At 52.4% G+C, this 25696-nt stretch carries 26 protein-coding genes and 1 other RNA gene; 17 read left to right on the forward strand and 10 right to left on the reverse strand.

Annotation, left to right across the window (positions count from 1 at the left end; genetic code table 11):
* Nucleotides 1-136: 136 nt before the first annotated feature.
* From CFLAV_RS08095 to CFLAV_RS08115, 5 genes are all read right to left on the reverse strand, one after another.
* The gene (locus tag CFLAV_RS08095) at nt 137-1552 is read right to left on the reverse strand and encodes a PQQ-binding-like beta-propeller repeat protein (RefSeq protein ID WP_007414185.1); all 1416 of its coding nucleotides are present in this window, start codon (nt 1550-1552) and stop codon (nt 137-139) included.
* 81 nt (nt 1553-1633) lie between these two features.
* Nucleotides 1634-2074: a hypothetical protein gene (locus CFLAV_RS08100; RefSeq protein ID WP_007414186.1), complete on the reverse strand. Its 441-nt coding sequence runs from the start codon at nt 2072-2074 to the stop codon at nt 1634-1636.
* Between the two features lie 97 nt (nt 2075-2171).
* Nucleotides 2172-2612, reverse strand: coding sequence for a hypothetical protein (locus tag CFLAV_RS08105; RefSeq protein WP_007414187.1), 441 nt, complete (start codon nt 2610-2612; stop codon nt 2172-2174).
* A 107-nt stretch (nt 2613-2719) separates the two neighbouring features.
* Nucleotides 2720-3127 (reverse strand): hypothetical protein, encoded by a 408-nt coding sequence (locus CFLAV_RS08110; RefSeq protein ID WP_083808823.1) that lies wholly within the window; start codon nt 3125-3127, stop codon nt 2720-2722.
* A 15-nt stretch (nt 3128-3142) separates the two neighbouring features.
* Entirely contained in the window at nt 3143-3577 is a 435-nt protein-coding gene (locus CFLAV_RS08115; RefSeq protein WP_007414189.1) for a hypothetical protein, read from the reverse strand.
* Between the two features lie 137 nt (nt 3578-3714).
* On the opposite strand from CFLAV_RS08115, the gene CFLAV_RS08120 reads away from it, so the two are divergent.
* The 3 genes from CFLAV_RS08120 (at nt 3715) to CFLAV_RS08130 (ending at nt 5919) form a co-directional block, all read left to right on the forward strand.
* A complete protein-coding gene (locus CFLAV_RS08120; protein ID WP_007414190.1) occupies nt 3715-4656 on the forward strand; it encodes an IS1595-like element ISVer1 family transposase in 942 nt (313 codons plus the stop codon).
* 401 nt (nt 4657-5057) lie between these two features.
* A complete protein-coding gene (locus CFLAV_RS08125; protein ID WP_007414192.1) occupies nt 5058-5654 on the forward strand; it encodes a Panacea domain-containing protein in 597 nt (198 codons plus the stop codon).
* Nucleotides 5655-5706: 52 nt separating this feature from the next.
* Nucleotides 5707-5919 (forward strand): hypothetical protein, encoded by a 213-nt coding sequence (locus CFLAV_RS08130; RefSeq protein WP_007414193.1) that lies wholly within the window; start codon nt 5707-5709, stop codon nt 5917-5919.
* Nucleotides 5920-6045: 126 nt separating this feature from the next.
* Here the strand turns inward: CFLAV_RS08130 and CFLAV_RS08135 are convergent, their stop codons facing one another.
* Nucleotides 6046-6372: a hypothetical protein gene (locus tag CFLAV_RS08135; protein ID WP_007414194.1), complete on the reverse strand. Its 327-nt coding sequence runs from the start codon at nt 6370-6372 to the stop codon at nt 6046-6048.
* 403 nt (nt 6373-6775) lie between these two features.
* Here CFLAV_RS08135 and CFLAV_RS08140 point away from each other — a divergent pair, with 403 nt between their 5' ends.
* The 7 genes from CFLAV_RS08140 to CFLAV_RS08170 all read left to right on the forward strand — a co-directional run bounded on the left by CFLAV_RS08140 (nt 6776) and on the right by CFLAV_RS08170 (nt 12919).
* Complete coding sequence (locus CFLAV_RS08140; RefSeq protein WP_007414195.1) at nt 6776-7615, forward strand: HEAT repeat domain-containing protein; 840 nt, start codon at nt 6776-6778, stop codon at nt 7613-7615.
* On the forward strand, nt 7602-8033 hold the full coding sequence (locus tag CFLAV_RS08145) for a hypothetical protein (protein WP_007414196.1): 432 nt from the start codon (nt 7602-7604) through the stop codon (nt 8031-8033). Before CFLAV_RS08140 ends, CFLAV_RS08145 begins: the two co-directional genes overlap by 14 nt.
* A gap of 77 nt (nt 8034-8110) precedes the next feature.
* On the forward strand, nt 8111-8395 hold the full coding sequence (locus CFLAV_RS08150; RefSeq protein ID WP_007414197.1) for a type II toxin-antitoxin system TacA family antitoxin: 285 nt from the start codon (nt 8111-8113) through the stop codon (nt 8393-8395).
* Nucleotides 8388-8894 (forward strand): GNAT family N-acetyltransferase, encoded by a 507-nt coding sequence (locus CFLAV_RS08155; RefSeq protein WP_007414198.1) that lies wholly within the window; start codon nt 8388-8390, stop codon nt 8892-8894. The genes CFLAV_RS08150 and CFLAV_RS08155 overlap by 8 nt, the downstream gene beginning before the upstream one ends.
* Nucleotides 8895-8992: 98 nt before the next feature.
* On the forward strand, nt 8993-10405 hold the full coding sequence (locus CFLAV_RS08160; protein WP_007414199.1) for a TlpA family protein disulfide reductase: 1413 nt from the start codon (nt 8993-8995) through the stop codon (nt 10403-10405).
* 275 nt (nt 10406-10680) lie between these two features.
* Nucleotides 10681-12135 carry a TIGR03435 family protein gene (locus tag CFLAV_RS08165; RefSeq protein WP_007414200.1) on the forward strand — a complete coding sequence of 485 codons (1455 nt, stop codon included), beginning with the start codon at nt 10681-10683 and terminating at the stop codon, nt 12133-12135.
* A gap of 4 nt (nt 12136-12139) precedes the next feature.
* Nucleotides 12140-12919 (forward strand): type II secretion system protein, encoded by a 780-nt coding sequence (locus CFLAV_RS08170; protein WP_007414201.1) that lies wholly within the window; start codon nt 12140-12142, stop codon nt 12917-12919.
* A gap of 90 nt (nt 12920-13009) precedes the next feature.
* On the opposite strand, the gene CFLAV_RS08175 is transcribed toward CFLAV_RS08170, so the two are convergent.
* Entirely contained in the window at nt 13010-14110 is a 1101-nt protein-coding gene (locus CFLAV_RS08175) for a hypothetical protein (protein ID WP_007414203.1), read from the reverse strand.
* Nucleotides 14111-14345: 235 nt separating this feature from the next.
* Here CFLAV_RS08175 and CFLAV_RS08180 point away from each other — a divergent pair, with 235 nt between their 5' ends.
* Complete coding sequence (locus CFLAV_RS08180) at nt 14346-14909, forward strand: hypothetical protein (protein WP_007414204.1); 564 nt, start codon at nt 14346-14348, stop codon at nt 14907-14909.
* Nucleotides 14910-15534: 625 nt separating this feature from the next.
* Nucleotides 15535-15966, forward strand: coding sequence for a hypothetical protein (locus tag CFLAV_RS08185; RefSeq protein WP_007414205.1), 432 nt, complete (start codon nt 15535-15537; stop codon nt 15964-15966).
* 236 nt (nt 15967-16202) lie between these two features.
* Here CFLAV_RS08185 and CFLAV_RS08190 read toward each other — a convergent pair whose 3' ends face one another.
* The 3 genes from CFLAV_RS08190 to CFLAV_RS08205 all read right to left on the reverse strand — a co-directional run bounded on the left by CFLAV_RS08190 (nt 16203) and on the right by CFLAV_RS08205 (nt 19504).
* The gene (locus tag CFLAV_RS08190; protein ID WP_007414206.1) at nt 16203-17117 is read right to left on the reverse strand and encodes an ADP-ribosylglycohydrolase family protein; all 915 of its coding nucleotides are present in this window, start codon (nt 17115-17117) and stop codon (nt 16203-16205) included.
* Nucleotides 17118-17775: 658 nt separating this feature from the next.
* Nucleotides 17776-19029 carry an extracellular catalytic domain type 1 short-chain-length polyhydroxyalkanoate depolymerase gene (locus CFLAV_RS08200; RefSeq protein WP_202796867.1) on the reverse strand — a complete coding sequence of 418 codons (1254 nt, stop codon included), beginning with the start codon at nt 19027-19029 and terminating at the stop codon, nt 17776-17778.
* Between the two features lie 85 nt (nt 19030-19114).
* Entirely contained in the window at nt 19115-19504 is a 390-nt protein-coding gene (locus tag CFLAV_RS08205; RefSeq protein WP_202796868.1) for a CopG family transcriptional regulator, read from the reverse strand.
* Nucleotides 19505-20110: 606 nt separating this feature from the next.
* Between CFLAV_RS08205 and dnaK the strand changes: the two genes are divergently transcribed.
* The 5 genes from dnaK to ssrA all read left to right on the forward strand — a co-directional run bounded on the left by dnaK (nt 20111) and on the right by ssrA (nt 25649).
* The gene (dnaK, locus tag CFLAV_RS08210) at nt 20111-22066 is read left to right on the forward strand and encodes a molecular chaperone DnaK (RefSeq protein ID WP_007414211.1); all 1956 of its coding nucleotides are present in this window, start codon (nt 20111-20113) and stop codon (nt 22064-22066) included.
* Nucleotides 22067-22216: 150 nt separating this feature from the next.
* The gene (gene groES / locus CFLAV_RS08215) at nt 22217-22510 is read left to right on the forward strand and encodes a co-chaperone GroES (protein ID WP_007414212.1); all 294 of its coding nucleotides are present in this window, start codon (nt 22217-22219) and stop codon (nt 22508-22510) included.
* Nucleotides 22511-22548: 38 nt separating this feature from the next.
* On the forward strand, nt 22549-24192 hold the full coding sequence (gene groL, locus CFLAV_RS08220) for a chaperonin GroEL (RefSeq protein WP_007414213.1): 1644 nt from the start codon (nt 22549-22551) through the stop codon (nt 24190-24192).
* Between the two features lie 149 nt (nt 24193-24341).
* On the forward strand, nt 24342-25217 hold the full coding sequence (locus tag CFLAV_RS08225) for a type II secretion system protein (protein WP_007414215.1): 876 nt from the start codon (nt 24342-24344) through the stop codon (nt 25215-25217).
* Nucleotides 25218-25298: 81 nt separating this feature from the next.
* Nucleotides 25299-25649, forward strand: a transfer-messenger RNA (tmRNA) gene (ssrA, locus tag CFLAV_RS33670).
* Nucleotides 25650-25696: the final 47 nt, after the last annotated feature.

Raw genomic sequence — 25696 nt, forward strand, 5'->3', positions numbered from 1 at the left:
GGGATTAATCAAGATTGCGGGAGACCACATGCACCGCGGCTTTCCTTATATGTGAGCATGACATGGCGAAACTCTAGCTTGAGCGATGGAGTGTTGGTCAAGGATGGAACGGTGGAACCGCAGGTTTCTGTCAGGATTATTTGTCGGAAATGCAATAAAGTGATTCCTTGCCGCGAAGAAACAGTTCCTTGCCGGCGATGGCCGGGGAGGCTCCGAATTCATCGTCAAGTTTGTTGGTGGCAAGAATTTCAAGCTTATCCGAGTTCTTGATAACGAGCACCGCGCCATTGCGGCCGGCGAGGTAAACGCGATTGGCTGCACCGGCGGGCGAGGCATAAACACCTTTGATATCTTCCAGTCGCTCGGCATCGATCAGTGGTTTGCCGGACTTGGTGTCGAAGCAGGAGATCATACCGTTGTTGCCGGCGAAGAAATAGAGCTTGTCGCCGTAGAGCAATGGTGAAGGGACATAGGGAGTGCTTTTGTTGTGGCTCCAGGCAATGGCGTCGGTGCCGGTGAGGTCGCCGGTGTGGCCCAGTTTGATGGCGAGCAGGGCGTTGCCTTTGAATCCACTCATCGAATAGACGGTGTCTTGGTCGGCAACGGGACTGGGAATCACATTCGCGGTCAGGCCGGTGCATTCCCAAATGATCTTTCCGGTTGCGAGGTCGTAACTGCGGATTTTGTTGGAAGCGTCGGTGATGACCTGGGGCTTGCCTTTGTAATCCACAATGATGGGCGATGCCCAGGAAGTGCCTTCCTCGCGCGGTTGACGCCAAAGTTCGTTGCCGGTCTTCTTGTCGAGCGCAACGATGAATGAACCGCTTTCGTGATCCCAATTGACCACGATGGTGTCGCCAAAGAGCGCGGGCGAACTGCCTTCGCCGAAAGCCATTTTGGTTTGCATATGGCCGAGGTCTTTTGACCATTTCAAATTGCCCTGTAGATCGTAGCAATGAATGCCGCGTGAGCCGAAGTAGGCGATAACGTATTTGCCGTCGGTGACGGGCGAGTAGGAGGAGAAACCGTGATCGGGATGATGGCCCTCGTGCGGGACTTCTTCACGGGCAACTTTTTGCCAGAGCGTTTTGCCGGTCTGGCGATCGAGGCAGAGTAATACGAACTGATATTTCTCGTCCGGCTTATCAGAACGCATGCCTCCTCCCGGCGGACCAGGACGACGGCGTGGTTGGTTGTCAGCGGGCGCATCGGCAGCTGCTGGTGTCGCTTCGGGTTTCTTTTCAGTCGCGCCTTCGACCTTTTTGCCGGTGGCGATGGCGGTTTGGATGAAAATCTGGTTGCCCCAAATGATCGGCGTGGCATTGCCGTTGCCAGGGATTTTTACCTTCCATTTGATATTGTTGGTTTCGCTCCAATTGGATGGCGGATTGGCATCGGGAGCGACGCCGGTGGAGAGCGGGCCGCGCCATTGGGGCCAGTTTTCGTTCGCTGAGTTCGCAGCGGCGGAGAGTATCAGCGAGCTGGAGAGAAAGGTGGCGACAACTGTGCTTGTGGCGAGGAAAGTTTTTAGGCGCTGGCTGTGTGTTTTCATGATTTCTGCCGGTTGGTGCAGGGACTGTATCGCAAATCCTTGGCAAACACAAGCCAAGGCGGATGGCTCCTTCAGTTGCTATTAAGGTGTGAGCTTTTGAATACGGTCCGAATCGATGTAGCGGGGCGGGCCTATTCTCGAGACGACGTCCCATTGGTTCGAACTTTTGGCGCAGACAAAAGTACAAACCGCGTTCCGCGACGATTTGCCGGAGACCACTTGCACCTCAGCCAACTTGCGCTGCCAGGCGTCGTCAGAGAGGACATCAATCGAATCGATGCGAAGACTCAGGCTGGTCTTGATGGCGCCCGGGAGATTCCTGAAAGGTTTAAATGACAAGTTCCGGAAATTACTGCGCCAGATTTCGCGGCGGACGATGGACTGGACGGCAGCCAGGTCTTCTGGAGCGAGATTGCCGTTAATTCGGATGGGTTTGTCTGTTGTGCGGAAATAAAGGAAGGCGCTCGTAGCCAATAAAAGGACAACGAGCGAGGCTAAAACGAGTTTCTTCCTTTTGGTCATGTCATTGGAAGCTGGGTTGCTGTGGCAACGGTGTCAAGGTTGCAGTGCAAATTGGCTTCGGCAGTCGCTGAGATGGCCAGCTTCCTTTACTCAATTCTTACCATCCATATCTTATATCTCTGCTGACAATTGCCCATTGATTGGAAATTCTGGTGCAGGAATATGTATAAAGTGCCCCATCATATGTTTTACCCGATACATTCACCAAAGCATTCTGAATGAGCCAACTGTCGCCAGAGACCAGAGTTGGCTGCGGAGGCCAATCTTCTCCATAAAAGACATCAATCGAAACTACGCGACGGTTCAGCCTGGTTTTGATCGCGCCCGGGAGATTCCTGAACGTTTTGAAGGACCAGTCTGGAAAGGTGCCGCGCCAGATTTCGCGGCGGACGATGGACTGGACGTCAGCCAGGTCTTCTGGAGCGAGATTGCCGTTTATCCGAATGGGCTTATCCGGCGCATGCAGATAAAGGAAGGCACTGGTCGCCATAATCAAGATAGCGATCAGGGCAAAACCGAGTTTCTTCCTTTTGGTCATGGATGAATATGAGTCAGATGTATTCGTGGAGAACAACTTTGTCGATGATGAAGAGGCGACACCGTGTATTCCGTGACGTTAATGCGGCGTTTTGAATGGGTTTTACCTCAGTCCGGCAGGACCATCTTGACAAGTATCCACTGATTGGTGCTTTTGACGCAGACATAACTACCGCCAAACTTGGATTTTCCATAAGTCACGTTGGCCGTGGCGCTCCTGCGCCCATAAACAGGGTCGGCAGACGTGTCAAACGATTCAATCGAGTCGATGTGAAAGGTCAGGCCCCTTTTGATGTCCGTCGGCAAATACCTGAAAGTCTTAAACGAAAAATTAGAAAAGGTGTAATACCAGATTTCATGGTGCACGATCCTTTTGATGGCGGTTATATCTTTAGCGGAAAGCGGTTGCCCCTTCACCGTGATGGGCTTTTCGGTCGCACGAAAATAAAGGAAGGCTCCCGTCGCCAATATGAGAACAGCAGCCAAGCCCAAACCGAGTTTCATCCTTTTGGTCATGCCCATGGAGATAAATCAAAACAGATAGGAATCGATTTCACGCTTCGGCCCGACGCGCATGACGAAGACCCATTGATTGGAGCTTTTGGTGCAAGCGTAAGTGTAGATTCCTCCGCGCTCGGATTTTCCAAAAATAACATTGGCCGAGGCGGTCTTCGCCAGCCAACCAGGGTCGGTAAGCCCGTTAAGCGAATCGATCGAAACGATGCGAAGACTCCAACTCGTTTTGATGGCACCGGGAAGATTCTTGAATGTCTTGAACGAAAAATCAGGGAAGGCGCTGCGCCAGATTTCACGGTTCACGACGGATTTGATGGCGGCCACGTCCTCCGGCGAAAGCTTGCCGTTAATCTTGATGGGCCGCTCCGTCGCGCGAAAATAAAGGAAGGCGCCTGTCGCGAACACGAGGACAGCGATCAGGATGAAACTGAATTTCTTCCTTTTGGTCATAGCTACAGAAAATGATTCTCCCAGTTTCAACATGCCTCGCAAGCAATAAGAAACAGGTGCGTTTTTGGGGTCAGCTCTCGCTGGTGAGCTCGGAATTATATACTTTACAAACACAACCAAACTGTTAGTCTCACTCCATGACAGAGAAGGAACTGAAACCCGAAGAGCTAAATCTAGTAACGCTGGCCGCCCAATATTCCGATGAGGACAAGGCGCGTGGATTACTTGAACAAATGCGCTGGCCTGATGGCCCGATCTGTCCACATTGTAAGCACAACGAGGTTTACATCATCACTCCAAAGGCAACCAGCAAGTCGCCAGCTCGCAAAGGTCTGTATTGCTGTGCTGCTTGTCGCAAACAATTTACGGTAAAGGTCGGCACCATCTTTGAAGGCAGTCATATTCCCATTTCCAAATGGCTCATGGCTCTGTTCATCATGTGCTCAAGCAAGAAGTCGATTAGCTCTCACCAATTGCACCGGATGTTGGGCATCACGTACAAAACCGCGTGGTTCATGACTCATCGCATCCGTTATGCAATGGGTGGAGATAGCACCAAGAAGCTTTCCGGCATTGTCGAAGTAGATGAAACATTCGTTGGCGGCAAAGGTTCACGTGATACCACACTGGCGCGTAAAACGCCCGTGGTTGCACTGATTGAACGTGATGGCAATATGCGTACGGCAGTTGTGTCCAACGTCACCCAGAAGAATCTAGGCAGGGTGTTGAATGAATCAGTGAGCAAGAATGCGATTGTGAACACCGACGAACACGGCGCTTATCGTAATCCCTTGAAGGAATTCAAACAGCACAACACCGTTGTCCATTCCAAATACGAATACAGCCGCAAGCTGGATGATGGAACGAAAGCGGGAATCAATACTTGCGAATCCTTTTTCAGCCTGCTTAAGCGTGGCGTTTATGGTAGCTGGCACCATGTGAGCCGTGAGCATCTGCCAAAGTATGCGGGTGAATTTGAATTTCGCTGGAACAATCGCAAGGTAACAGACGGCGAGCGCATGGTTGCAGCCGTTGGCCGGATTGAAGGCAAACGGCTGACCTATCGCCAAGCGATCTGAATGGGGCGCAGGGTTAAGTTTCTGTTTCTCGTCGAAAGGTTTCAGGTTATTGTAAACCGTCAACTACGATGGAAACGCTACTATGCCAAAACCGAAAAATTCCAAGCCGTCCAAAAAGCCTATGACGCGTTCGGCGTCGAAGCCGAAAGCTGAATCGCTTAATCTGTCTGGGGTGAAGTTTGAGGATGCTTTGCGTGTGATGCTGGCAGCACCACCACCGCCAAGTTCTAAGAAAGCCAAGCAGGGAGTCAAATAGCCTTTTCTTCAAGGTTTGTTCTACTCTAAAAATGTCCGCAATGGATAAGTGTTCTTTGTTGGCTTAGTTTCTTAAGCATACTAAGCTTCTTTTGGGTTAAAACCCCATTGAACGCGACATTAATTTTTGACAAAAAGAGGATTGCATGAACAAAACCGTTACCTATACTCATTCTATGAGAATAACCCCCCCCGCTTTTAACGGCGATAGGGTGAAGGCGGAAAACCTTATCATCTACGTTTGCCAAAAGATGGAGAATTGCCCTGGATTTGGGGCGATCCTTCTAAACAAAGTCCTGTACTATATCGACCATGTTCATTATCTGAAACATGGTAAGAAGCTTACCGGATTCAAATATATTAAACAGCGGCTTGGCCCAACGCCAAAGCCATCGGAATTCTTGCCCATTCGGGAGAGCTTGATTGACAATGAAAAGATTAACGAAAAGCCAGTAGAGTTTTTTGGCAGGGTCCAGAAACGGCTTTCTGCGCTAACAGAGCCAGACCTTAAAGGGTTCACTGTGGATGAAATCTCATTGATTGATAATGTTATTTCCGCCCTTTCTCCATTCAACGGCAAAGCCATAAGCGACGTAACCCATGAGGAGCTATCATGGAAATTTGCGGGAATGATGGAAGAGCTTCCCGACTATGCTTATCTGCTTACAGAAGCCCCTCTTAACGAAGATGACCTAACTTGGGCGCGCAAAACAATCACCGAATATGCAGGTAACGTTCGTTAGAGAAAATCAATTTGATGACGCAATAGAACGCATATCTCAAACTCATAGCAGAATGGATGAGTTAGATATGGCAATTGAATGGGGACTTTCAAGAAACCCAAAGCATTTTTACAACATTTCCAAAGATTTTTATGTTTGGAAAACTGAAAGGCTTGTGGCTGGCATCCCTCAGTTAATTATTGTTTACCGGTTCGTGGAAATAATTAACCAAATTATTCTCATTTCCGTTTCGGAAATTCCCGATTCAGCATCTGAAGAAGAATAAAGGCTGAACACATTCATAAATCTCCCCGCCAGATAATTCTGGTGGGGTTTTTATTTCTGGCAATTCTAATTGCAAATGATTTGCAATACGGTAAAGAAATCATCATGCATTATACCGGATCACATTCTACTTTGGTGGCTCGTCTTTTTTGGGGGGCTGCTCTGAAGGAAAATACCACTTATCTTGGCCAGCATCTGGAAGCTTTGAGCGCATATCAATCTCGGCAGCTAAAGCGGGAAAAGAATTCTCAAGCTCGGAAATGTGTTGATCGTAAGCAATCATTATAAGCCTCTCTACCGCCGCAGACTCCTTTTGCCTGTCTACTTTGGCGATTTCCGATATTCTTGAAACCGTGTAGGTTTTAAGCCCCTCAATAACAGCTTTCTGCAAGTGAATCAGTTGCCTTAAATGTACAACCTCTGATTCCAGCCTTTTGAATTGTTCGTCGTTCATAAGATAACACCCGCCTCGTCTTTAGTAATCTCACTATCCTTACTTAAAAAATCTGCGTTTGGAAAGTATATAAGTCCGGGTGAGCTTGTCCCCAGTACTGGTGACTGGTGGGGACGGGGGAATCGGGTAAGGTAATGGCGTTGACGGTGCAAAAATGCAGTTGTTTCGTGTGTGTGATTTAAGGCGTATGTCTGCGGCGCCGCACTGGAGATAAGAATTTGTTCTCATCAGGCCTGACGCAAGTCAGGCCTGTTTCTTTTTGGTCGTGGGTTGGAAAACGGAGTTCAACCACGAATTTTCACGAATGAACACCAATAGAGGCGCGACTCAGAGCATGATTGACCTTCTCTTTTGAGCTCGTTTTGGCTCGTCGGCACCGATTACAGCAGGTATAGATTTTCTCGTGGGGAACAAAGGTCGAATTCTCGTTGTCGGTTTCGTGCTCATTTTGCTTGCCCTGTTCGCCTGGCAGGTTATGCGGCCTCGTGAACCAATTTATGAGGGCAAAAGCCTGAGTGTCTGGCTCGAAGCGTATTATCCGACGACTAATCAAGTGTCGGATAGTTTCGAACAATTCAAGGCAAATGGAGCGATCAAGCATGCGGGCACCAATGCCATCCCCATCCTACTGAAAATGATGAGGTTTAAGAACCGTCCCCTGCAGGATAATATTGCGTTTCGACTGAAAGCGCTGGGTTTATCCAGAGTGGGCTATGTTCATTCATCGGTGAAATATGTCGCGGCCGCCATGGCATTTAAATGCCTGGGTCCACAGGCCAAGGAGGCAGTTCCCGAGCTGATCAAGATCTATGACGAGAACCTGTCGGGGCTATCGCAATCGCTGGTGGCGCAGATATTGGGTGATATCGGCCCGGCGTCCCAGGAGACTATTCCAACTTTGATTCGGATGTTGAAAAACCCGAGTGCGTCGGTGCGGAATAGTGCGATCGTCGCGCTGGCCAGAATCCATCAGGAACCGGAAACCGTCGTCCCAGTACTCATAAAAGCCGTTGATGATCCTGATAGGATGGTCCGGCACGCAGCCGTTGGAGCACTAGAATCCTTTGGCGGCAGGAGAGCAAAGGCAGCCATTCCAAAGCTGCTGGAATTACGAAAGAGTGACGACTCCACGTTAAGTGATCGAGCTGAGAGGCTGCTTCGAAAAATGGATCCCGCAGCGGTCAGGGAGGCTGAAACTAAAATGGATAAATCGAATTTGAAAGCGGCTGATGTTGACCATTGAACCAGGCAATGTGGCGGACTACGGGCCGTGCGAATGTTGCGGCGGGGAGAATCGCATGGTGAGCGGATTTGTGTATCGCGATGGGGCGGCGTATGCGGGGTATCAAGTGCATTGGACCGTGGGACAGGTGGCGAAGCATGGAGCGGAGTTTTATGTGATTCTCGGCGAATGGGGTGAGGAGGTAAGCGCGGCGGGTCGTGTGGGGGTGGCAGTGCATTATTTTATTGAAGGCGGGAGTCCGGGGCTGATGTTGGTGGATGCGGATGAAACTTCGATTGCCACAAATCCGCTGGTTGGAAAAGCGTTGAAACGGGCAGAGGTAATTGGAACGCCGTTGGCGGAAATAGTGTTTGAAGTGGTGGATGCCATAGCGGCGCAGGATGAGCGGGTGGCGGAGGTGAGAAGCGCTTCCGGGTAAGGTGCGAGGTTTCTCAAAATGGATGTGAGCCGAGGTTCCCACTTGCCAATCCGGTGCCAAAGTGGCACCATGTATTTATGGCCAGCACGACTGATGAATCAAAAGCCAGGATTACGGCGCGGATCACTCAAGAGATGCGCGGGACCCTGGAGCAGGCGGCAGAGCTGCTGGGGGCCACGGTGAATCAATTCGTGGTGCAGGCGGCCTATCAGGAAGCACAGCGGGTGTTGGAGCGGGAATCGGTGATTCGCCTTTCACAACAGGATGCGAAGAAGGTGTTCGAGCTGTTGGAACATCCGCCGAAACCAAACAAGCAGTTAAAGGAGGCAGTCCGCGCTTTCAAGAGGTCGGTGCGTGCTTGAACTCGAAGCGCTTTCCAAGGCGCACGACCGGGAGGGCTTTGACTGTGGCAGTGAGCCTCTGAATCTTTTTCTGAAGCAGACAGCACGCCAGCATGCCGAGCGCGGCATTTCCAAAACGTTTGTGCTGGTTGAAGAGGAGGCGATGGCACCAAAGCCCATCCTCGGTTTTTATTCGCTGAACATCTGCCAGCTGGCAGCGGAGGAATTGCCACCGGAAATAGCGAAGAAATTTCCCCGCAATGTGCCTGGACTCAAGCTGGGCCGTTTGGCAGTTTCCAGGAATTCTCACCGCCAGGGGATTGGGAGAGTTTTGCTTGTGGCGGCGATGAAGGAAGTTGTTGCGATTGCAGAAAAAGCCGGCGGCATCGGATTGTTCGTGGATGCTAAAGATGAAACAGCAAAGCGGTATTACGAACAATTTGGGTTTGTGCCGTTGCCATCCAATGAACTGCAGCTTTTTCTGCCAATGAAGACAATTAAAGAAGTATTGAGGGAATGAGGACCTGGTAGAATACACGCGACCTATGAGCGTTTTTGTAAACGCAATTGACAAGGTGGTGGATTTGGCAAGAATGCGGTGGTTCAGCTTGTGAGGTTATGAAATTACCAAGGAAATCAATTCTCCTACTTTGCCTGTGCTGGTTTTTTGCACAGTGCGCGAACTGTCCTGCCCAGGAAAAGGCAAGCACGCCGAAAGTTGGGGAACTTGCACCGCCTTTGATCCTGAGGAGTCTATTGCAAGGGCCGGCCACGAATGAGGTGAACTGGGAAAAACTGCGGGGGCGGGTGGTGGTCGTGGAATTTTGGGGAACGAGATGCGCTCCTTGCATCGAAGCCATTCCGCACCTGAATGAACTGGTGGCGCAATTCAGCCAGAAACCGGTGGTCTTTATTTCCATCTCGGAGGAGAACGGGGAGTATATAAAACAATTTTTGCACAAGACTTCCATGGCGGGATGGATTGCTGAAGATGGTCCCCTGTCTCCAACGACCAAAGGATTTGGCATCACGGGCATTCCGACGACGTTCATTGTTGATGCCAAGGGAAAAATCGCGGCCGTTACGCATCCATCCAAACTCAAAGCGGAACATTTGGAGGAGGTGTTGGCAGGGAAACCATGCTCTCTGCCTCAGCCGGTTGATGAGCCCGATGAACCAGCAGCCGTTAAGTCCAAACCCAAGCCGGATTTGGAACCGAGCGTGAAGGTTGTTGAAGCTTCCATCACGGGACCATTCCCGATGCCCGGAGGGGCTTTTAATTTTTGTCGTTGGGACAAAACCCACTCTGTTTTCAAAGCCGAGAAAGCGTATTTACGCCAGGCTTTGGCAGTTTATTACGATATTGATCCCAAACTGGTTTTGGAAAAGACCAAGCTTCCCGAAGAATTGTATGACATTAGCGTAGCTGCACCACCCGGTCACATGTCCGAGGCCACGGCTGAACTGGCAAAAGCGCTCAGGACAACGTTTGGGATCACCGCGCAAACGAACACGCAAGCGCAGGAAGTGTATGTGATGAAGATGGTCTCCACCAATGCACCTGGGCTCAGACCAACCAATAAGCCGGGTGGAGGAGGCCAGGAGCCCGGGGGGTTCAAGTTTGGCGGCCTTTACATGAAAACGGTTTGCCGTCATCTCACTCTGGCCCTGAACAAACAGGTCATTGATGAGACATCCATGATAAATCGTGTGAGCGTGCAGATCAAATGGGAGCTCTCAGAGGCGGAGAAATTGGACTTTCGATTGGATAGGCGGATTGGGATGCTTATGGATAAGAATCCAAAATCGATAATCAATGACACACTGCCCGCCGAGCTTAAGAAGGTGATCAGTCCCGAGGATCTAAAACTGTTAAAGGCGGAATTGATGAAGCCGGAGGACGAACGGTTTCAGCCTGATCCTGACAAGGTGATCCAAGCTGCCCGCGAACAATTGGGATTGGAACTGAAAACGGATGTGCGTGCGATGCCAACGCTGGAGATTCGCAAGGCGGAAGCGCGGGTTGAGTAGGGCAAGTGGTGTCACCAGTACTGGTGACTGGTGGGGACAGCGGGATCGGGTAAGGTAATAGCGTTGACAGTGCATAAATGCAGTTGTTTCGTGTGTGTGATTTAAGGCGTATGTCTGCGGCGCCGCACTGGAAATAAGAATTTGTTCTCATCAGGCCGGATTAAAATCCGGCCTGTTTCTTTTTTGTCCAGGGCAGGTGTGCGAAATCGATTTTGATGGCGCAAGCCGGGGAAAATAAATGTCCAATTTTCATTGGGTGTGAAGATAATAGGTAAATGCCCGACGTGGACGACATTGCCCTGCTGCGCAAATATGCTGATTGCAATTCCGAATCAGCCTTCGCGGAAATCGTTCATCGGCACATCAATCTTGTGTATTCCGTAGCCCTCCGATACGTCGACAACTCACCGGACGCGCAAGACGTGGCGCAGGCGGTCTTCATCATTCTGGCTCAAAAAGCCGCAAGCCTGAGCCAAAGAACCATCCTCACCGGCTGGCTGTATGAGACCACACGGTTCACGGCCATGAATTTTCTGACCAGCAAAACCCGCCGCCAGGCCCGCGAACAAAAAGCCTATATGGAATCCACCTTGAACGATTCTAATTCCGAAAATGTCTGGCGTCAGCTTGAACCGCTTTTAGAGGAAGCCATGATCCGACTGAGCGAAAAGGAACGCACGTTGGTGGCATTGCGCTTTTTTGAAAATAAAAGCGCAGCGGAAACAGCGGCCGTGCTTGGCATCCAGGAATGGGCTGCTCACAAACGCGCGGCGCGGGCGATGGAAAAGCTGCGGAAATTTTTTATCAAACGCGGAATTGCTTCAACGACTGCGACTCTTGCCCTGGCGATTTCCGCGAATTCCGTTCATGCTGCGCCAGCTGTGCTGGCAAAGGCCACGACGGCCAGCGCATTTGCCAAGGGGGCGATGGCTTCACCTTCAACCCTATCCCTCGTCAAAGGAGCATTGAAAATTATGGCATGGTCAAAAGCAAAAACAACGATCGTTGTCGGCTTGAGCGTGCTGCTCGCAGTTGGAACCGCGACCATCACCGTCAAAAAAATAGCGGCACATCGACATGAAGTATGGCAGGAAAAATTTGACCTGTCGGTTCTCGACAAAGTGCCGGCGCAGGCCAACATTCTTGCGTCGCTACCGATCACGATTCAATCCGACCTGCACGTCACCGGAATGCGCAATGAAATGGCATTGGGACTTGGCGAAAGTATTCCAGATTTATTGACTGTTGCGTATGGTGTCGGACCGGCTCAACTGATTCTGACTGTTCCTGTGCCCGACGGAAAATATGATTTCATCGCGAATTTAACCACAGGCGTCGAAGCCAATCAGGAAGCCTTGCGGCAGGAAATCAAAAAGAAATTCGGGCTGATTGGGAGGCGTGAAACTATTGAGACGAATGTTCTTTTTCTCACAGTTCAATCGCGCAACGCAGCCGGATTGAAACCGGCTGCTGGTCAATCCACCGGTTCGCAGGGGAATGATTATTATTCCGCGCACAACCAATCCATTCCATGTCTTGTTGGTTATCTTGAACGTTCTTCAGGAGTGGCGGTGATTGACCAGACCGGGCTGACTAATAATTTTGATATTGATTTCAAATGGGATTCAACTTTTGAAGGATTGAAACAGGTGTTGCTGGACAAACTTGGACTCAAACTAACATTGGGCCGCCAATCCATGGAATTTGTCGTTGTGGAAAAAGCAAACTGACATCATGAATGGCGCCGCCGGAAACAAACGCAGATACGCGTTCACGCTGATTGAACTGCTGGTAGTCATCGCTACTATTGCAATTCTCGCCGCTTCGTTGCTTCCAGCAATCAGTGAAACAAAAGCAAAGGGGAAGCGAACGGCCTGCCTGAATAATTTACGACAAGTTAATTTGGGTTTGCGTATGTATTGCGACGATTCCAATGACACTTTTCCAACGACGGGCGGTGCAAGTTTTGGAACTCAGGCATGGAGTGCCTATCGGGAACGGATGAGAAATTATGTCGGCGTCAATGGCGAATCGTCCTCTAAAGACCGGTTGTTTGCCTGTCCCGCCGACACATATTATGTCAATCTGGTCAGACGCAGCAATACGCCAGGCAGGGGTCTTGCGTACGTGCGCGCGCCTCTTTACGAGCAAACGAATTTTGATTATTCGAGCTACGCCTTTAATGGCGGGGCGAAAACATTTATTGGCGTAAACACCCCCGGCATTGGTGGTCGAAAAATCAGTTCGATAAAAGACCCGGCTAAAACTGTTCTTGTTGCGGAAGTCCCTGCTTTCTTCCCCTATTCCTGGCATCGGTCTTCAACTCCCGGCGGCGTGACGCTTCCCGGAGGTGTGGTTTTGTTCAATGACGCCAGAAACATGGTCAGTTTTGTGGATGGCCACGTCAATTACACCAAAATCTTTTGGAACAGCAACTTGATTGGCGGCTTTAACACTCTGGCACTGCAATATGATCCACCTGCTGGATACGACTACAAATGGAGCGGAGATTGAATTCGGAACGCCAATGCATTGCAGCCGGCCTGTCCTTATCTTTCAGATAGTGCCCGCGGCCTCCGCCCTGCCTCAACCAAAAGCCCTCCTTTATTGCTCGGCTCGCCTCTCGGCCGCCAGGATTCGCACCGGTTCATAAGGATCCTCTTTGGCTCTATTGAGGATCTCACGCGTCTTGGCTGTTTCCCGGATCATTTCTTCCTTCATCAACCCATCTGCGCGCCAATTGTCGCTGGCTTCGGAAGGGTTTTCCGCATGCACAGCGGCGGCGAAGTCGCGGCAGTCCTGATCGGTCAGGTTTCCCACAATGAGTTTCACCCGGTTGGGCAGGCTTAAGACATGGTAACCCTCTTCCGAACGAACCAACACGGGACCGACAAAACGCAGATTGGATGGCGGCTGTTGCTTCGCACTTTCCTGCAACTGTGCCACACATTTCTCGCAAAGCTGTCTTTGCTTGATGGGATCCTGGCCCAGTAGGAGGCTAGGGAGATTCACGTTTATCGATGCGTTCATTAAGCAGTTCTTGCTGAGGCAATGATGATTGGCAGCGTCTGTCGGTCTCGATGCCAGGCCAAGCAGGTGCCCTGCTTCGTGCAGAGCCCTTTCGTTTGGCATGACTCCGTACCAATAATGAGTGTTTATGAAAGCCATGGCCGGGTATGGCACCGAATCAACATGGGGTTTCCGCTCCCGTGGACGGGGATGCGGCAGCGGGTTGGGGTCCGGATGACGGCCCGTTTCGATAATGCGCTTGTCGATGATGTCGTCGTTGTAAAAGAGTACGTACATATAGGCCGGCGGTGCTGAAGTGCTGTTGTCCGGCGGGCCATTAATAAATTTGCGGGCAAGCGCTCCCGGTAAAACCTCCCTCGCGGATTCTATGGGGATTACATCGCTGCGCACAATCTCTATGCCTTCGGATTTGTGACAATAGGTCGTGAGAAAATCCCGGAGTTTTTGCAGGGTAGCATCGGACGGCTCGCAGCCTTTCACGGCATCGACTTCCACGTAGAGTCGGGGATGCGGTGAGGCAAGGAGATATAAATCGTAAGGCTTCCAGAAGGAGGTTGGGTCGGTGGTGGTGGTTTGAGAAGAGGTTGTCTTGGGCGAGGCACAGCCTGACAGGAGCAGGCAGGAGACGATTAGAACCGCGCTGGCAAAAAAGCGTGATGATATGGATATGCACATCCAGTGAGCGCGTTTTGAGAAAGTTGGATTCATTGGTAATCTGCGTCCCCTTCTGATGAGAAGTGAAACCCGCCGGTATATTAGGACCAGACGCGAAAATGAACAGGACAAAGCTCGAACCGCGCTCCGGTGCCTCAATGCTAATGAGAAAGGCGTTCATTTAGATGCGTTAGTCGTAAGGGAATGAGGAAGCGGGCTTGAGAATGTGCGCGGGAGTGATTAGAGTGACGTCGCCATGGGCAATTTTTATACGAATTATACTTTAAAGGGGCCGAGCCAGCAGGAGGTTGCTGATTTCTTAAAAGGTCGCAGAGCGATTGTCACTCCAAACGAGGAGGATTGCGTGGTGGTTTTTGACGAGCAATCGGATGAACAGGATCAGGAACAAATCACCGAGCTGGGGACGAAGTTATCCGCGGAGTTTCGGTGTCCGGTGCTGGCGGTGTTGAATCATGATGATGATATTTTTTGGTATCAACTTTATGAAAAGGGCAAGGTGACGGATGAGTATGATTCCTCTCCGAGCTACTTTGATTCGGATGCAGAGAGCATCACTCCACCTACGGGCGGGGATGCGCAAAGACTTTGTGCCGCTTTCGGCGGTGGCGATGAGGAGGAGGTCGAAAGCATTTTGCGGAAGGAGGCCGGGGAGGGTTATACGTTCGCGGTGGAACGGCATGCGGATCTGGTGGGTGTTCTCGGAATTCCGGATTTTGGGGTCGGATTCAGTTATGAGGCCTTTGAGGCGGGGGAATGTCCGGAAGGGATCAATCCGAAGGAGTTAATCAGGACGAAGTAACCTTTCGGTATTTGCAGGCAAAGTCAGAAGAGATTTTATAGAGAACGGAAACCTGGCGACGGCTTAGCAAGCTGGAAGGTGCCAATGGTGGTGGATATTCTGGGCGTACTTTCCCTCACCCTGCCCTCTCCCATTTCAAAGTTTTCCGCACTCCCTAATTGCAGATAGCCTCCTAATTTGAAATTACTTCCTGCGTATTAGCCAAATGACAAAAAGCGCACCTAGAACGACGACGAGTAAAACTTTCCACAGCGGAACGGTGATGTTAGCTGAGGTAGGTAAAGCCATCATTTCTTCCCTTTCGATACAGCCACAATAGCCAGCTTACCTGCAAACACGAGTGTTAAAACTTTCTGTGTTTGTGAAGTATATAAGCCCGTAAGTTCGAAGAAGGTTGTCCCCAGTACTGGTGACTGGTGGGGACGGGGGAATCGGGTAAGGTAATGGCGTTGACGGTGCAAAAATGCAGTTGTTTCGTGTGTGTAATTTAAGGCGTATGTCTGCGGCGCCGCACTGGAGATAAGAATTTGTTCTCATCAGGCCTGACGCAAGTCAGGCCTGTTTCTTTTGGCCTTGAAGACAACAGGGATCGGCTTCAGGGTTTTTCCTTTATTGAGCGAAATAGATGTTAACCATTGAACCTGGCAATTTGGTTGAATCCGGACCGTGCGAGTGTTGTGGTGGACAGAATCGCATGCTGAGTGGATTTGTGTATCGGGATGGTTTTGCGTATGCAGCCTATCGGGCGCATTGGACCATCGGGCGAGTGGGTATACACGGGGCGGGATTTTATGTTTTCCTTGGCGATTGGGGTGAGGAGTCCACAGCTGAACAGCGAGTGGCTGTGTCTGTAAGTTTTGCCATTCATGAAGGCAAGCCAGGCTTCATGGTTGTCGATCCGGGGCAGATCGCAATCGCGCCGAATCCAGAGATCGGTAAGGGATTGAAACGTTCAGAGGTGATTGGGACGCCGATGGCGAATGAGGTTTTTGAGGTTTTGGATGCGATTTGGTTGCAGGATGAACGGATCGCAGAGGTAAGAAACTCGAGCGGCTGAAAGCTTTCTACGGAGGTGGACCTGGTTGTCCCCAGTACTGGTGACTGGTGGGGACAGGGGAATCGGGTAAGGTAATAGCGTTGACAGTGCAAAAATGCAGTTGTTTCGTGTGTGTAATTTAAGGCGTATGTCTGCGGCGCCGCACTGGAGATAAGACTTTGTTCTCATCAGGCCTGACGCAAGTCAGGCCTGTTTCTTTTTTGCTCTGGAGTGCCGAACCGGAATGAGAATTTGCTTTATTCCAGATTCAAACGTTCCCGGGAAGTGAGCCATTCGGCTGGGATGCCTTCACGACCGGTGTATAAGGAGACGATGCCTCCCACTATGGCGCAGTTGGTATCGCAATCACCATCGCCTTCAAGCGTTGAAATTAGCGCTTCTGAGAAATTGTCCAGGTGACGCGCGGCGCACCAGATGGCGAATGGAACCGTGTCGGGTGCGGTAACGAGAAAACCGCTGCCGAGGTGTTGCGCGGCTTTTTCCACTGATGTGACAGGGGGTAAATCGGAAGCATGCACGAGGGCATCGTGCGTTTCACCGGCAGGTGTGAGTTCAAGGACCGTTTTCCAAATGAGCTGGCGCGCTTCTTCGAGCGGACGAAGGCGATTTTGCCAGGTGACTCCCGCGGCGACGGCAACTGCAATGGCACCTGCAATTCCTTCCGGGTGGGAATGTGTGGGGACGCAAGATTGGCGGGCTTCATGCACCAGCCGAGGCAAGTCATCAGCGAAGTAAGCGCCGAGAGGGGCGACACGCATCGCGCCGCCGTTGCCTTTGGAACCTTCGCAGCTGAAAGCTTTTTTGTTCGCCACCTGCCAGTTCGTGCCTTCAAAGATGGCACGGAGAACCATGCGCGCGCCTTTGCCGTAACCGCGTTCGGGGTCGCGGTCATAACGAGCTGCGAAACGTTCCCCAAGACGTGCGGGATCGATGGTCTGAGCGGCTTTGAGTTCCTCGACGATGGCCATGGCCATTTGCGTATCGTCGGTGTGCCACCAGCCGGGAGGTGGTAATTGTTTGCTTGCAACAATGCGGCGGGCTGCCTTCGCGCGGGTGGAAAGCATTTCGCCAAAGGCGTCACCGACGGAGAGGCCGTCGAGAGAGATAAGGGCGCGTTCGAGAGGGCTGGAACGATTTGGTATGGCGGTCATCCGGGGGAGCTCAGTTTTTTGGGTTTTTCAGCGTTATGCCAGTCCATCAGGCAATAACGGCATTGTTTGGCGAGTGCGGTGATGAGGGGTTTGCCGCAATAAGGACAGGGAGCCGTAGTCCCCACAGCATCAGGACGACCGGAATGGTGAACCCAGAGTTTGGCCCAGCTCAAAGGCGCTCCGGTAGCAGATCTCAGTTCAACGATGGCCTGTATGGGGCTTCGTTGTCGGATGAGCACTAGGATTCGGTCACTGTTTTTGTCGTCTAGCTCTGCGAACTGGGGAATTAGCTGTTTGCATTTTGGGCAAAGAATTCCGCGCTTTGGCAGCGAATCTGTTGCCAAGGCCATTAGTTCTTCACGGGTATATGGCTTGTCAGGCATAGTGTTGTTGTAATCCTCAGTCCCCATTTGAAATGGCTTCAAGTGCTAGTGTATAGGAAATGTGAAGATGAATCCAATCAGGTTTTATGGATTCGGGGCCTCGGTTGATTGGTGTTGGTTCTACAGGAGCGTTAAAAAAAGAAAGGCACAACCCCTCGCCTAGCTGAGCCAGCTGGCATGCTTGGGCGTGTGGTGAAATTCAAGCCGCTCCAGCACGCCCGCAGCCGCCTCCGCCCCCGGCAAACACACCTTCATACAATGGTTTTTCTAGGGCGCTAGGCTGATGGCTGCGGGTGTTCGCGGAAAAATCGCACTAACTCCTGCGAAGCATTCGGGCCGGCAGGATCGGTAAAGGAGCCATTCACACTGCCCCCTGACCAAGCGTGACTGGCACCGTGTATGGTCCAGCGCTCCACCAGAGTCCGGCCGTCTGGATTTCCGTAAACTGCGCAGGAATAAGTCTTGCCGCCTGGCACCTGCCCCCGGCGCAGCGAAGACTCGTCAGGTCCGTCGCCAACCCACTGGCGGATGAACTCCTCGGCGTTGCGCGGATGCACCGTGGAATCACGATCTCCGTGAAAGAGGATTAGCGGAATAGATCGGCCAGGAGCCCCGGGTTGCCTGTCCAGGCCCAGGCCTTGCATCGCTTGCAGCGCGGACGGCAGATCATGCGCTTTACCCGGGGCTAGCCCGGAGTGCACGCCGACCGCCGCGAATAGTTCGGGATAGGTCGCCGCGAGGATGGCCGCCATCGCGCCGCCCGCCGACAAGCCCGCAATAAAGACGCGGTTCTGGTCAACGTTGTGCTCAGCCAGCACCTCGCGCGTCATGCCCGCGAGGATGGCCGGTTCGCCTCTCCCGCGCTGCTGGTCTGCGGACTGGAACCAATTCCAGCATCGGGAAGTGTTGGCGGCAACAGCCTGCTCGGGAAAAAGGACCAACAGCCCTTCTGCTTCCGCCACGAAGTTCATGCGAGTGCCGGCGGCAAAATCATCGGCGCTCTGAGTGCAGCCATGCAGCATCACGACCAGCGGCAGGCGTCGGCCATGATAACCGCTGGGAAGGTAGAGCTTGTAGGCACGGCTGCCGCTTTCCCCGGTGAACACTCCCGCGCGCCATTGACCGGCGGCAGGGGCGACGATCTCAGGCGCGAATTGCCGCCCGGAGCGGTCGCGCCACTGGACCTTGCCCAGAGTGTCGGGCTTCGGCAACCCGGCTAGTAAAGCACTCAGATTCGGTGGTGGAGTCACAGGAGCGGCGGGGGCTTGATGAGGGGGAGTGCGTTGGTCGGTTGGTCTGGGGGCGGATGTTCTCGCGTCTGGCTCAGCTCCCGTCGCCAGCGGAACCGCCAGCTCGGCTGGCTCTCTTGTGCTGCTGGACGTAACATCAATTGGCGGCGCCTCCACGACGCGCGCGCGAGTGGCCGTTGAAGCCTCTCCCATGCCCAGGCTGCGTCGGATCAGCGCGGCCGCCTCAGCCAATCGTCCCTCCCTTGTGAGTCGTGTCGCTTCCTCCATTTCGGTTTTCATACAGTCTATAGATCGATTCATATAATTCCTTGGTTTCCCCGATTGGGGGACTTCGTTGAAATCTCCTGCTGGGACTTGGCGGCTTTTATTGGAGGCGGCTGGCCAGGGCCCGTTTGACTCCCGCGCTGGCGTGGAAGGCGCCAAGAACATAAATCTCGTCAATGGTGGCCATGGCCAATTCCGGCGACACATCCTCGTCAATGGTGGCCAGGCCCAAGACTCGAATCCGGAGCTTCTGTCCAGCGGCCTGAACCGCCTCAAGGTCCTTGCGCGTAAAACGTTGCAAGCCAAGCACCAGCGTTTTCCGGACCGCGGCCTGCTTGAGCACATCCGCGTGAACCAACAATTGATTGCGGATAGCGGTGCGCAGAAAATCGGTGCGGGTTGAATAAAAGCCTTCCTGCACCAGCAGATCCACCTGCCCAAGATCGACTGGGCCAAGGTTAAGCGTAATTTTCTCGGTCTCTATTGCCATAATGAGTAGTTTCACCATCCGAATGCCATCTCTTGACCATCTCATGGGATGGTAGCCCGAGTTAAGCCCAGAGTCAACTGCGTTATACCGAATGCCAAAAATTAATTTCTGTAATGGGGAAAAGAACCGGATGAAAGGAGACAATAAGCCTGATGAAAGTGGAGACTGAAGAGCCATGGCCTTGGAGGAGAGGAACTTACTTTAGTCATTGGGTACAGCGTGCTTTTGATTTGAGGCGTCGTCGGCCTTAATGTGCATTGCGACCGATGCTCCCGGTTAACTTGAATTAAACTGGCTTAAGCCGAGATAAAAAGTTTATGGAGAGCGGTTCAATCGGAACACTCGGAGCAGCAACCCGTACGGGCAGGGTGTGACAAGAAGGCTTAGTATTCGCGCCATGTGTGACATGTTGGCGCAGTTTGGCGCACTTATTTTTTAGAGGAAAGACAGCTATAAATTCGCAATAGCTTGCTCTACAGCCACTTAGAAAATATGTGTCACGGGTGGCATGAACAATGCGGATACTGTCGTAGAAACGGATAGGCGGATAATAGGGACGAACGACTCATTGGCGTAAGGAGTCGTAGAAAGGCTGAAACAGATTTTATGGCAAAAGTACTCGGTATCGATTTAGGAACGACGAATAGCTGCATGGCAGTGATGGAGGGTGGCGAGCCTCTGGTTCTGGAGAATTCAGAAGGCAAACGGACGACCCCTTCTGTGGTTGCTTTCACCAAGAGTGGCGAGCGATTGGTCGGCGATGCTGCAAAGCGGCAGGCGGTCACCAATTCGCGCAACACGGTTTATTCCATCAAGCGCTTCATGGGACGCAAATTTGATGAGGTGCAGGAGGAAATCAAGCGGGTTCCCTATAAGGTGGTGCGCGCTTCGAATGGCGACGTGGCAGTGGAGGTTGAAGTGGAGGGCAAGTCGAAGCAATACAGCCCGCCGGAAGTTTCCGCCATGATCCTGGCCAAATTGAAGGCGGACGCTGAAATGCGTCTCGGTGAAACCATCACCCAGGCGGTCATCACTGTGCCGGCTTATTTTAATGATTCTCAACGCCAGGCGACCAAGGACGCGGGTCGGATCGCAGGACTTGAAGTGCTGCGCATCATTAACGAACCAACGGCGGCGTCGCTGGCTTACGGTTTGGACAAGAAGAAGGACGAGAAGATCGCGGTGTACGACCTTGGAGGCGGCACATTCGACATCTCGGTGCTGGAAATCGGTGATGGCGTGTTTGAAGTGAAGGCCACTAATGGTGACACGCACCTGGGTGGTGATGACTGGGACAACCGCATCATGGATTGGATCCTGGACGAATTCAAACGCGAACAGGGCATGGATTTGCGCAAGCAGCCGGATGCATTGCAACGCATCAAGGAAGAGGCTGAAAAGGCGAAGATAGCGCTTTCGAGCGCGCAGCAATACGACATCAACCTGCCGTTCATCACGGCGGATGCGAGCGGCCCGAAGCATATCAGCATGAAGCTGACCCGTGCGAAGATGGAACAGATTTGCGATGACTTGTTCGAACGCACGATCACGCCCGTCCGGAACTGCTTGAAGGATGCTGAAATTACGGCCGACAAAATCGATGAGCTCGTGTTGGTCGGTGGCATGACCCGTATGCCGCGCGTGGTGGAAACGGCGCATACCTTGGTCAACAAACCGCCGCATCAGGGTGTGAATCCTGACGAAGTGGTGGCGATCGGCGCAGGCATCCAGGGTGGCGTGCTGAAGGGTGAAGTGAAGGATGTGCTGTTGCTCGACGTGACGCCGTTGTCACTGGGCATCGAAACCCTTGGCGGCGTGTTCACGAAGTTGATCGAGCGCAATACGACAGTGCCAACGCGCAAGTCGGAAATTTTCTCCACGGCTTCGGACAATCAACCGGGCGTGGAAATTCATGTGTTGCAGGGTGAGCGCCAGTTCTCCCGCGACAACAAGACGATCGGCAAGTTTCAATTGACCGACATTCCTCCGGCCCCGCGCGGAGTGCCGCAGATCGAAGTCACGTTCGACATCGATGCGAACGGCATCCTGCATGTGAATGCCAAGGACCTGGGCACCGGCAAGGAACAGAAAATCACCATCACGGCCAGCAGCGGTCTCTCGAAGGACGAGATCGAGAAGATGCGCCGCGATGCGGAGACGCACGCGGAAGAGGATAAGAAGCGTCGCGAAGAGATTGATGCCCGCAACGAGGCGGACAATGCGGTGTATCGCACGGAAAAGATGCTGAAGGATAACAAGGACAAGATTTCCGATGCGGATCGCAGCAAGATTGAAGGCGTGGTCAACGAGGTGAAGGAAGCCTTGAAGGGGAGCGATGGCGCGGCCATCAAGTCGGCCAACGACAAGCTTACCGAAGTTTCGCAATCGGTTTGGGCGGAGATTTACAAAGCCGCTTCGGAGAAGGCGCAAGGGGGCCAACCTGGCGGACAAGCTGGTGGACCTCAGCCTGGCCCTGAAGCTGGTGGGCAAGCCGGTGGCGACAAAGGTGGCAAGGACGAAGGTCCGATCATCGACGCCGAAGTGGTGGACGATAAGAAATAATATTGGCCCGCGATTCACGCGGAAGGCGCTTTGAAGAATGAAGTGTCCTTCCGCTTGTGTCTGCGGATTAAACGAATTTTCCTGCACGCGAGTGCGGCGGGATTTGATTCAATCAGTTAAATCAAAATAAAAGATAAAGGAAAACCAAGTATGGCACTAAACGTTAAGCCGCTCGGGGATCGCATCCTCGTTGAAGCGGTCGAAGAAAAAGAAACCAAAAAGGGCGGCATTATCATTCCTGATTCCGCCAAGGAAAAACCGATGGAAAGCATCGTCGTGGCACTCGGCACGGGCAAAACCGACGACAATGGGAAAAAAGTTCCTTTCGAAGTGAAGAAGGGCGATCGCGTGCTCGTGAGCAAATACGGCGGCACCGAGATCAAACTTGATGGCAAGGAATACAAAATCCTGAACTCGGATGACATTCTTGCCGTCCTTGAGTAACACTGAAACTCCAACAATTAACCTAGGATTAGAAATATATGGCAGCTAAACAATTGATATTTGACGAAGTTGCGCGTCAGTCCCTGCTCAAGGGTGTGGAAAAACTGAGCCGCGCGGTCAAGGCTACTCTCGGTCCCAAGGGTCGTAACGTAGTGCTCGACAAAAAATTTGGTTCTCCCACGGTGACCAAGGACGGCGTAACCGTCGCCAAGGAAATCGAACTGGAAGACCCTTATGAAAACATGGGCGCGCAAATGGTGCGTGAAGTCGCGAGCAAGACGAGCGACACCGCCGGTGACGGCACCACGACCGCGACCGTTCTCGCTGAAGCGATTTATCGCGAAGGTTTGAAGAACGTGACCGCTGGCGCCAGCCCGATCAGCCTGCAACGCGGCATCCAAAAGGCCGTTGATGCAGCCGTCGAGCACCTCGCCAAGATTGCCAAGAAGGTCAAGGACAAGGAAGAGATCAAGCAGGTCGCAACCGTTTCCGCCAACTGGGACACCACCATCGGCGAAATCATTGCTGACGCGATGGACAAGGTCGGCAAGGACGGCACCATCACGGTCGAAGAAGCCAAGTCCATCGAAACCACCCTCGACGTCGTCGAAGGTATGCAGTTCGACAAGGGCTATCTTTCTCCTTACTTCGTGACCAACGCGGAGTCGATGGAAGCCAAGCTGGAAGATGCTTACATCCTGAATTACGAAAAGAAAATCAGCAGCCTCAAGGATCTTCTGCCGATCCTCGAGAAGGTGGCCAAGATTGGCAAGCCGCTGTTGATCATTGCGGAAGACGTGGAAGGCGAAGCGCTCGCGACTCTGGTCGTGAACAAGCTGCGCGGCACGTTGAACATTTGTGCTGTGAAGGCGCCTGGCTTCGGTGATCGCCGCAAAGCGATGATGGAAGACATTGCCATCCTGACCGGCGGCAAATGCATTACCGAAGACCTGGGCATCAAGCTCGACTCCATCGGTTTGGAAGACCTCGGCCGTGCCAAGTCGATCGTGGTGGACAAGGAAAACACCACCATTGTGGAAGGTTACGGAAAGTCCTCTGAGATCCAGGGCCGCGTGAATCAAATCCGCCGTCAGATTGAAGAGACCACTTCGGATTACGACCGCGAAAAATTGCAGGAACGCCTGGCCAAGCTGGCCGGTGGCGTGGCCGTCATCAACGTCGGTGCCGCTACTGAAACCGAGATGAAGGAAAAGAAAGCCCGTGTGGAAGACGCGTTGCACGCGACTCGCGCGGCGGTTGAAGAAGGCATTGTGCCTGGTGGTGGCGTGGCCCTGCTCCGCTGTCTCCCTGCCATTGATTCTTTGAAGCTCGAAGGCGACGAACAGATCGGTGTCGAGATCGTGAAGCGCGCCATCGAAGCTCCTCTCCGTGCATTGGCTTCCAATGCCGGCGTGGAAGGCTCCATCGTGGTTCAGGAAGTCAAGAAGCGTAAAGGCAATGACGGTTACAACGTTGCCACCAACGAATACGAAGACCTGGTCAAGGCCGGCGTGGTTGATCCGAAGAAGGTCACCCGCTCTGCCCTGCAGAATGCTTCGTCCATCGCTGGTCTGCTCCTGACCACTGAATGCTTGATCACCGAAGTGCCGGAGAAGGAAAAGCCGGCTCCTGCTGGTCATGGCGGCGGCCACGGCGGCGGCATGGGCGGAATGGATTACTAATTCGCTCCTAAACATCGAGGAACCGAAAATCAATGGCGAGGTTGGCATCCCCAACCTCGCCCTTTTTGTTGGTTGGATGGAGGCGCTTTGCAATTGACAGAACGAGGCATTGGAACATAGTGGAATTGGTAAAAGCCCCATTTGTTCACATGAAGCCGAAACTTCCATTCGCTTCTCCACGGTGTGAAGAGGGATTCACACTCATTGAGTTGCTGGTCGTCATTGCGATTATTGCCATCCTGGCCGGACTGTTGTTACCGGTGTTGGGTAAAGGCAAGCAAAAGGCTCAAGGATTACAATGCATGTCCAGCCACCGGCAATTAACTTTGGCCTGGAGGATGTATAGTGAGGAGAACAACGACAAGTTGCTCTATGCCAGCCATGATTGGTTGCACCCGGAATCGAGCGCCTATGCCTGGGTGCTGGGAGATCTGGATTTTAATCCAGCCAATCCTTCGAATTGGGATCCTGACGTCGATATCAAGAAAAGTCCGATTTGGCCATATTGCGGAAATTCAACTGAGATATGGAGATGTCCCGCGGACAAATCCTTTGTGACTGTGAATGGAGAACGCAAGTCGCGGGTCAGAAGCATGTCCATGAACCTCTGGGTTGGTGGGTTCGCCGGTTATGACGGTCTTTTATCCGGGGGCAATGATTTGGTTTATGGCGGCAGCAATTGGCGCATTTATCTGCGGATGTCTGACATGACCGATCCTGGACCTTCCGGAACGTTTTTGTTAATGGACATGCGTGAGGACAGCATTGATTGGGGTAACTTCGCCACGGATATGCGAGGATGGCCAGACGCGCCTGGACAGGTTGGTCTTTATGACCTGCCGGCCAGTTACCATCATCGGGCGGGCGGATTGTCCTTCGCTGATGGGCACGCTGAAATCAAGCGATGGCGCGATAACAGAACGATGCCGTCGCTCGTACCCAACGGGTTCGTGCCGGACCAATTTAGTTCGCCAAATAATCCTGATGTAATCTGGCTCCAGGAACGTGCCACAAGGGCGAAGTAATAATACTAAGCCAAAAGCCAAAAGAGTTTGTGGATGTCTTGACCTTGGCCGCCAGCAAGGCAATATTGTGAGGTCGTTTTCGGGGGCGTACTGGTTTCGACTTGGGAGATACGCCAGAGGCGGCATGCCGAGGATGGTTCGTTGGCCTCGTAAAAAATCGAACCAAAAAATAAAAGCTACTGAAGAATTAGCTCTCGCGGCTTAATGCCACGACGTTCACTGCTGGACACCTGCTACGGTGGATGAACGCTACAGCAGGTTAGATCAAATGCGGAGACTGCGCGCGGTTGGTCGAAAAATTTCATGCAGACTAGGCAGTGCGAATCGTGTCAGAGCGTAATCGCATAGCAGAAAACTCTCCTTTGACTAAGCATGTAGTCGCGGCTGGTTGGTTTGCCAAGGACGCGGGTTCAACTCCCGCCGCCTCCACCATTTCATCCTCATTTATAAGCACTTCCGAGTTTATACACAATTCTACC

This window comes from Pedosphaera parvula Ellin514 (assembly GCF_000172555.1).
Lineage (GTDB): Bacteria > Verrucomicrobiota > Verrucomicrobiia > Limisphaerales > Pedosphaeraceae > Pedosphaera.